Here is a 6,870-nt window from a genome sequence, read left to right on the forward strand (position 1 = left end):
ATGACAAGGGCTAGTCCTTCGGTTTGCCTGCGGTATCCACCCGCACGATCACCGACATGCCGGGCCGCAGCTGCGCGGCCAGCTTCTGGCCTTCATCGATCGATATCCGCACCGGCAGCCGCTGCACCACCTTGGTGAAGTTGCCGCTGGCATTGTCCGGGCGCAACACGCTGAACTCCGATCCGGTGGCGGGCGCGATCTCCTGCACGCGGCCCCTCAGCACCTGGCCCTGGAACGCGTCCACCGAGAACGTGGCCGGCTGGCCGATCGCCATTCCCCAGGTCTGGCCTTCCTTGTAGTTGGCAACCACCCACAGTGTGTCAGGTACCAGGAACAGCAGCTGCGAACCGGCGGCGACATACTGGCCCACGCGCACGCTGGCTTCACTGATCTGGCCGTCGCGCGGTGCGTGGATCACCGTGTTGGCCAGGTCGATGCGGGCCAGTTCCAGCTGCGCCTGTGCGCTTTCCACCTGGGCCTCCAGGCTCTTGCGCGCGACCTGGGTCGACACCAGTGTTTCCTCGGCGATGCGGATCTGCGCCTGCGACTGCTGCACGCTGGCCTGCGCCGAGGCTTGGCTGGTGCGGAACTTGTCGCGGTCATTGATCGACACCAACTGCTGCGCGGCCAGTTCCTCGTAGCGCTTCAGCTCGTTGCGCGAGCGCTGCAGTTCGGCCTGGCCGGCCGAGAGCGTGGCGCGCGCCGAGGCGATCTGCGCACGGTTCTGCGCCTGCGACTGGTCGGAGTTGGCCAGCGCCGCGCGCGCACTGTCGAGCGTCGCCTGCGCCTGGGCGACGCGTTGGGCATAGATGCGGTCATCGATGCGCAGCAGCGGCTCGCCCTGCCTCACATGCTGGAAATCCTTCACCAGCACTTCGGTCACATAGCCGTTGACCTGTGGCGCCATCACGGTGATCTGGCCGCGCACATAGGCGTTGTCGGTCACCATCACGCTGCTGGTGAACGGCCACAGGTGCCAGGCGCGCAGGATCAGCGCAATGCCCAGCAGGGCCACCACCACCATCACCACCACGCTGCGCGCGCTGGGCTTGAGATACTTCGGCGCGACTGCCGGTTCAACGGGCGTGGGCGCAGGTGCCGCGTCGGTCGGCGGCGGTGGCGTCACATTGTCGGCGTCGTCGGATCGGGGCGGAACGGGGGGCATGGCGGAGGACTCAGCGGTGCGCGGCCGGGGTGGCCGCAACGGGTGAAGTGGGGTGGCGCTTGCGCCATTGCTTGAGCACGGCGGTGCGCAGCGACAGCAGCAGCAACCAGCACAGGAAACCGATCGCCAGCCAACCGCTCAGGGTGAACACATCATTGAAGCCGCGCACATTGGCTTCGCGGCGCGTGGTCTGCGCCAGCTGCGCGCTGCCCTGCGCGCTGCGCAGCACCGGGTCGGTGATCTGTGCGCTGTACAGCTGTTGCTGGATGCGCAGGCGTTGTGCCACCACCGGATCGGCGGGGTCGAGCTGGCTGGTCAGCGCGCTGGAGTACAGTTGCTCGCGATGCAGCTGGAAGGTGCCCAGCACTGCCGAGCCGGCCAGGGCGCCCAGCGTCTGCGTGATCGACAGCGTCACCAGGAAGGTGATCATGTGGTCCACGCCCTGTTTCAACGCAGCGGAAATGCCGAGCATGATCAACGGGCCCATGAACATGCCGGCGCCGACCGAGGCCAGGAACTGGCTGGCGTAGAAATCGTGCGGCCGATCCATGCTGGTGCGGTGCTGGTCGAAGAAGGCGGCAGCGCCCAGCAGCAGGATCGCCATCAGCAGCTGGGCGATCAGCCGCTTCGGGCCGAAGGTCAGCGAGGCACCGGCGATGCCCACGATCACCCCGGCCAGGATCACCACGAACAGCGGCCGCATCTGGTCAGGCCCCATGCCGAGCGTGCGCATCAGGTTGACCACGCCATAGGACTGCTCGGTGGTCAGGAAGCGGATCAGGAAGGCGCCGACGATGAAATGCAGCACCGGCAGCGTCGACAGCCAGCGGATCTGCAGCAGTGGATTGCGCCGGTAGTGCTCGATGATCAAGGCGGTGGTGGACAGCACGATCGAGGCGACCAGGGCCCAGCCCAGCCACGGCGTGTTGAGCCACCAACGGGTGTAGCCCTGCGCCAATACGATCACCAGCAGCGCAACCGCCGGCGCCAGCAACGCGAAGGTAAGGAAATCCAGCGGCTCGAAGGCCTTCACCTGGATGCCGGGCGGCAGCTTCAACACCACCACGGCGGCGAACGCACACAGCGCCAGCCCGGCTTCAAACGAATAGAGCTGGTGCCATTGGCCGGTATCCACCAAGCCTGGTGAAACGATCCAGGCGATCGGCACCGCCAGCTGCGAAAGGCCGACGCCGACCACCAGCAGGTTGCCGGTAAAGCGGCGCGGCAGCGCCTGCAGCATGTACAGCGTGCCCAGTGTCGAACAGGCCGCGCCGGCGAAGCCGCTGGCGGCACGGGTCAGCATCGTGGTCTCGAAGCTGCCGACGAACAGGTGCAGCACCGCCAGCGCCGCATATAGCCCCAGCCCGATTTCGGCGAACAGGCGGATGCCGTACTGCTGGCGGAACTTGAAGGCCAGCAGGTTGGCGGTGACGTTGACCATGGCATAGGCCGCTACCAGCCAGCTGCCCTGGGTCGGGGTCAGCGCCAGCTGGCCCTGCAGGAACGGCAGGTTGGCGGTGACCAGCGCATTGCCGAGGCCGCCGGTGATCGCCACCAGCAGCGATACCAGCGCATAGGCCGCGCGCCGGTACGGCGGGTGCCAGGGCATCGACGCCGAGCCGGGCATGGTCGGCTTCTCATGCTCCTCCCAATCCGGAACCGGCTTCAGATACGGCTGGACCATCAGCGCGCCTCGCTGGTTGCTCCCTGGAGACCCCCGCGCAGCAGCTGCAGGGCGCGCCCGGCGAGGTGGGCGCGCTCGTCGCGGGTCTTGCCGCGCAGGGCCGCACCCAGCATGCCCGAGATCAGTGAAATATCCGTCTTCTCCAGATCGGCACGGCACAGTCCGGCGGCCTTGGCGCGGGCGATCGGCTCCTCCAGCAGGTCGCGCACGGTCTCGCGCGCCGCGCGCATGGCCGGCACGTCCGAATCGACCGCGCGCCAGTAATCGGCCAGTGCGGGCGAATCGATGATGCGCTGGGCCATGCCCTCGAACACCTCGAACAGGGCGTCGTCGCGGTCACCGAGCTGTTCGACCTGGCGCCGGATGCGATCAACCGTGCGCTGCAGCAGCGCCTGGATCAGCGCGGTGCGGTCGGGGAAGTTGCGGTACAGGGTGGCGCGGCCCACCTGGGCGCGTTCGACCACCAGGTCCAGTGGGGCAGTGACACCGTGTTGGCCGAACACATGATCGGCGGCGTCGAGGATGAGGGCACGGCGGGCAGCGGCATCGGCACGTTGGGCAGTCATGGAATTATTTTCGGACAAAAGTGTCCGATTGGCGAGACATTGGGTGACGGGATTGTCCGCTTGTTGTGGTACGCACATCTTTGTGACGGGTGTGTGAGCGAGGGCGCCGCGACCTCGCTCACGCATAAAGGAACGGGGGGCCAGACGGCCCCCCGGGAGAGAGAATGGTATTCGTGGTGCGGCCCGGCCATGCGTTGAAGGGCGAGTGGGGGCAGAGCCCTTTCCCGCGGAAAGGGATCCGCCCCCCTACATCCGATCAGAAGAACGCGCGGATGCCGAATGCGACACCACGGCCCGGCAGCGGCGAGTAGTCGCGCAGCAGCGAGGTATGCGGACGCACTTCGCGGTTGGTCAGGTTGCTGCCATCCAGGAACACCTCGTAGCTGTTGCTGTCGTTGCGGTCCCAGCGGTAGGCCAGGTGCGCATCGACCAGGGTGTAGCCATCGCTCGGTGCTTCGTTCTGCGCGACGTCCTTCTGGCGGCTGTAGCGCACCGCACCGACCGAGGCGCGCCAGCCGTCCTTCGACCAGCGCAGGTCGGCGCCGACGCGGGCCGGGGCGATGCGCGGCAGGTAGCCGGTGTTGGCCAGTTCCACGCTGTAATTGTGGTTGTGGTCGCCGTGCGGCACGGCGATGTCAAGGTTGTGGCTGCCGCTGCCATCCAGCTTGGCCTTCACGTAGTCGCCGAACAGGCGCAGGTCCCAGTCACCGGCGCCGCCCTCGAACAGGTGCACCAGCGCTTCGGCCTCGGCGCCGCGGAACACCGCGTCCTGCTGGGTCCAGGCGCGCACCGGCAGCCCCTCGGTAACGCCGGTGTCGGCCAGGTAGATGAAGTCCTTGAACTTCGTCTGGTAGACCGAGGCGGAGAAGTCCAGGCGCTCGCTGTGGGTGTGGATACCCAGTTCCACGCGCTGGCCGCGCTCGGTCTTCAGGTTGCTGTCGCCGATTTCCAGGGAACGGGTAGCGATGTGCGCACCGGCGGCGTACAGCTCTTCATTGGTCGGTGCACGCTCGGAGCTGTCCACGCCGATGCGCAGGTCGACCGCGTCGTTGAGCTTCCAGATTCCAGCGGCCGACAGGTTGGTGGCGCCGAACGTGCGGCGACGGTAGTCACCGGTCGGGTCCAGCTTGACCTGGTCGTGGCGGCCGCCGAGTTCCAGCTTGAACGGGCCGAACTGCTTTTCCTGCAGCACGAACAGGCCGATGTTCTTCGTGCCGGTATCCGGTACGAACGCCTCTTCGCCCTTGGCGCCGAAATCACTGTTGCCGAACTGCAGGCCGAAGGCGCCGTCCCAGCCGCCGATCTGCTGCTGTACCGCTTCCAGACGTGCCTCGATGCCCCGGTTGGTGAAGCGGGTCGACGGCGTGCCGGCCTCCAGCTCCACGTGCTCGTAGTCGGTGTAGGCCACGCGCGCGTTGATGTTCTTCAGGAACGAGACCGGGTCGTAGATGCCGGCCTTGGTCTCGAAGCGGTTCTGCACCATGTCGATGCGCACGTCGTGCTCGTCACCGCCTTCCTCTTCATCACCATGGTCGTGACCATGGTCATGGCCATGATCATCACCGTCGGCGTGCACGTGCGCGCCATTGGGAATGCCGTAGTTGGTGCGGTAGGTGCTGGCCGACACGCCGAAGTAGCCGCCGTCGCCCAGCCAGGTTGCGCCGACGCCGCCGGCGCGGGTGCGGATGGAGCTGTTGTCGAGGCGGCCGCGGCGCGGCTCTTCGCCTTCCTCGCCTGCGTGGTCATGGTCGTGGTCGTCGTGGTGGTCTTCCAGGCTGTCGATCACCGCATAGCCGGGAATGCGGTAGTCGTCGCCATTGCGGACCAGGCCATCCACGTGCAGCACGACATTGCCGCTGACGCCATCGAGGCGGAACATGCCGCTGCGCTCGTTGTTCACCGAATTGCCACGCAGCTCGGCGCGGCCGCTGAGCGGGCGCTCGGGCAGCTCGCGCGCGATGCGGCCATCGACCACGTTGACCGCGCCACCGATGGCACCGCTGCCGAACAACAGCGTGGCCGGCCCCTTCAGCACTTCGATCTGGTCGGCCAGGAACGGCTCGATGCTGGTGGCATGGTCCGCACTGACGGTGGAGGCATCCATGTTGTCCATGCCGTTGGACAGCACGGCCACGCGCGGGCCTTCCTGGCCGCGGATGATCGGGCGGCCGACGCCGGGCCCGAAGAAGGTGCTCTGTACGCCGGGCAGCTTGGCCACGGTATCGCCGAGGGTGCCGGCCTTCTGCTCGTCCAGGCGTTCACCGGCCAGCACCTCCACCGGGCGTGCAAGGGATTCGGCATCGCCCTGCAGCGGCGACGCGGTGACCTGCACCGAGGACAGCTCGGTCAGGTGGCGGTCACGATGGGCGGTGTCCTGACCGGCTGCAAAGGCGCCGGACGGCAGCAGGGCGGCGAGGGCCAGAGCCAGGGAATGCGGCTTGAGCCGTGCGGTGTGGGTGGGCATGGATGGGTCCTTTGTTACACTGTATCAATCGCTGGGCGCACGAATCCCGTCGATGGGACGGGGGAAGGGAAAGCGTGCGGGTCAGGAAGGGATGTTATATTATTCCATAACGATTCGCCGCCCTGCTGGAAGTCATGTCCTTGTCCTCACGCCTGCGCCACCTGCTCGACCGTTTCGGTGCCACCGGTTCGATGCTGTGCGCGGTGCATTGCGCAGTCATCCCGGTGCTGCTGGCGGCAGCGCCCTCGCTGGGCCTGTCGTTCTGGCTGAGCGACGGCGTTGAACAGGCGCTGGTGCTGTTCGTGACCCTGCTTGGGCTGTTCAGCCTGGTCTGGGGCTACCGCCGCCATGGCGCGCTGCGTGCGCTGGGCTTCCTGATCCCCGGCCTGGTCGCGCTGTGGGCCGGCGTGCTGTACGAGCCGCTGCATCACAACGCCGTGCCGCATGCGGTGGTGATGACCATCGGCGGCCTGCTGGTGGGCGTTGCCCATCTGGTCAACCTGCGCCTGAACCACGGCCACGTACACGACGCCAGCTGCGCGCACTAGGCGCTCCGTGATAGAATTTCCGATCGTGCGCGGGGGCGCCCAGCAAGGCGGCCCCGCCGAACCCGTGTCAGTACGGGGTAACCAGATTTCACACTTGAGGAGTTGAAGACATGGGTAAGGGTGACCGCAAGACCGCCAAGGGCAAGCGCTACAACGCCAGCTACGGCAACGCCCGTTCGCACACCGCGAGCAAGGTCGCCGTAGGCGCCGCCGCCCCGGTTGCCAAGAAGACCGTGGCCAAGGCTCCGGCGAAGAAGGCCGTGGCGAAGAAGACCGTCGCCAAGGCCTGATCCGGCCGACCGACCGGTCCAAAGAAAACGCGGCGCCTGGCGCCGCGTTTTTTTTATGCCCGTTTCTGTAGAGCCGAGCCCCAGCTCGGCGGGGGCAAATCAGCCCAGCCAGGGCTCGGCTCGACGGGAACACAGCCCAGGGTGGTCTTGAGC

General features: G+C 67.0%; 6 protein-coding genes. 2 read left to right on the plus strand and 4 right to left on the minus strand.

The window, feature by feature from the left end:
- Positions 1–10 precede the first annotated feature (10 nt).
- From RCF13_RS26055 to RCF13_RS26070, 4 genes are all read right to left on the minus strand, one after another.
- Positions 11–1,165: an HlyD family secretion protein gene (locus RCF13_RS26055; protein ID WP_061479520.1), complete on the minus strand. Its 1,155-nt coding sequence runs from the start codon at positions 1,163–1,165 to the stop codon at positions 11–13.
- A 10-nt stretch (positions 1,166–1,175) separates the two neighbouring features.
- Positions 1,176–2,849: an MFS transporter gene (locus RCF13_RS26060; RefSeq protein WP_061479519.1), complete on the minus strand. Its 1,674-nt coding sequence runs from the start codon at positions 2,847–2,849 to the stop codon at positions 1,176–1,178.
- Positions 2,849–3,415 carry a TetR/AcrR family transcriptional regulator gene (locus RCF13_RS26065; protein ID WP_005415802.1) on the minus strand — a complete coding sequence of 189 codons (567 nt, stop codon included), beginning with the start codon at positions 3,413–3,415 and terminating at the stop codon, positions 2,849–2,851. The genes RCF13_RS26060 and RCF13_RS26065 overlap by 1 nt, the downstream gene beginning before the upstream one ends.
- A gap of 256 nt (positions 3,416–3,671) precedes the next feature.
- The gene (locus tag RCF13_RS26070; RefSeq protein WP_134968788.1) at positions 3,672–5,879 is read right to left on the minus strand and encodes a TonB-dependent receptor; all 2,208 of its coding nucleotides are present in this window, start codon (positions 5,877–5,879) and stop codon (positions 3,672–3,674) included.
- Between the two features lie 134 nt (positions 5,880–6,013).
- On the opposite strand from RCF13_RS26070, the gene RCF13_RS26075 reads away from it, so the two are divergent.
- The gene (locus tag RCF13_RS26075) at positions 6,014–6,427 is read left to right on the plus strand and encodes a MerC domain-containing protein (protein ID WP_005415804.1); all 414 of its coding nucleotides are present in this window, start codon (positions 6,014–6,016) and stop codon (positions 6,425–6,427) included.
- Positions 6,428–6,537: 110 nt separating this feature from the next.
- Positions 6,538–6,717, plus strand: a complete 180-nt coding sequence (locus RCF13_RS26080) for a 30S ribosomal protein THX (RefSeq protein ID WP_010483110.1) — start codon at positions 6,538–6,540, stop codon at positions 6,715–6,717.
- The last annotated feature ends 153 nt before the right edge of the window (positions 6,718–6,870 follow it).

Origin of the sequence: Stenotrophomonas maltophilia group sp. RNC7 (assembly GCF_030910085.1) — a bacterium.
Taxonomy (GTDB): domain Bacteria; phylum Pseudomonadota; class Gammaproteobacteria; order Xanthomonadales; family Xanthomonadaceae; genus Stenotrophomonas; species Stenotrophomonas sepilia.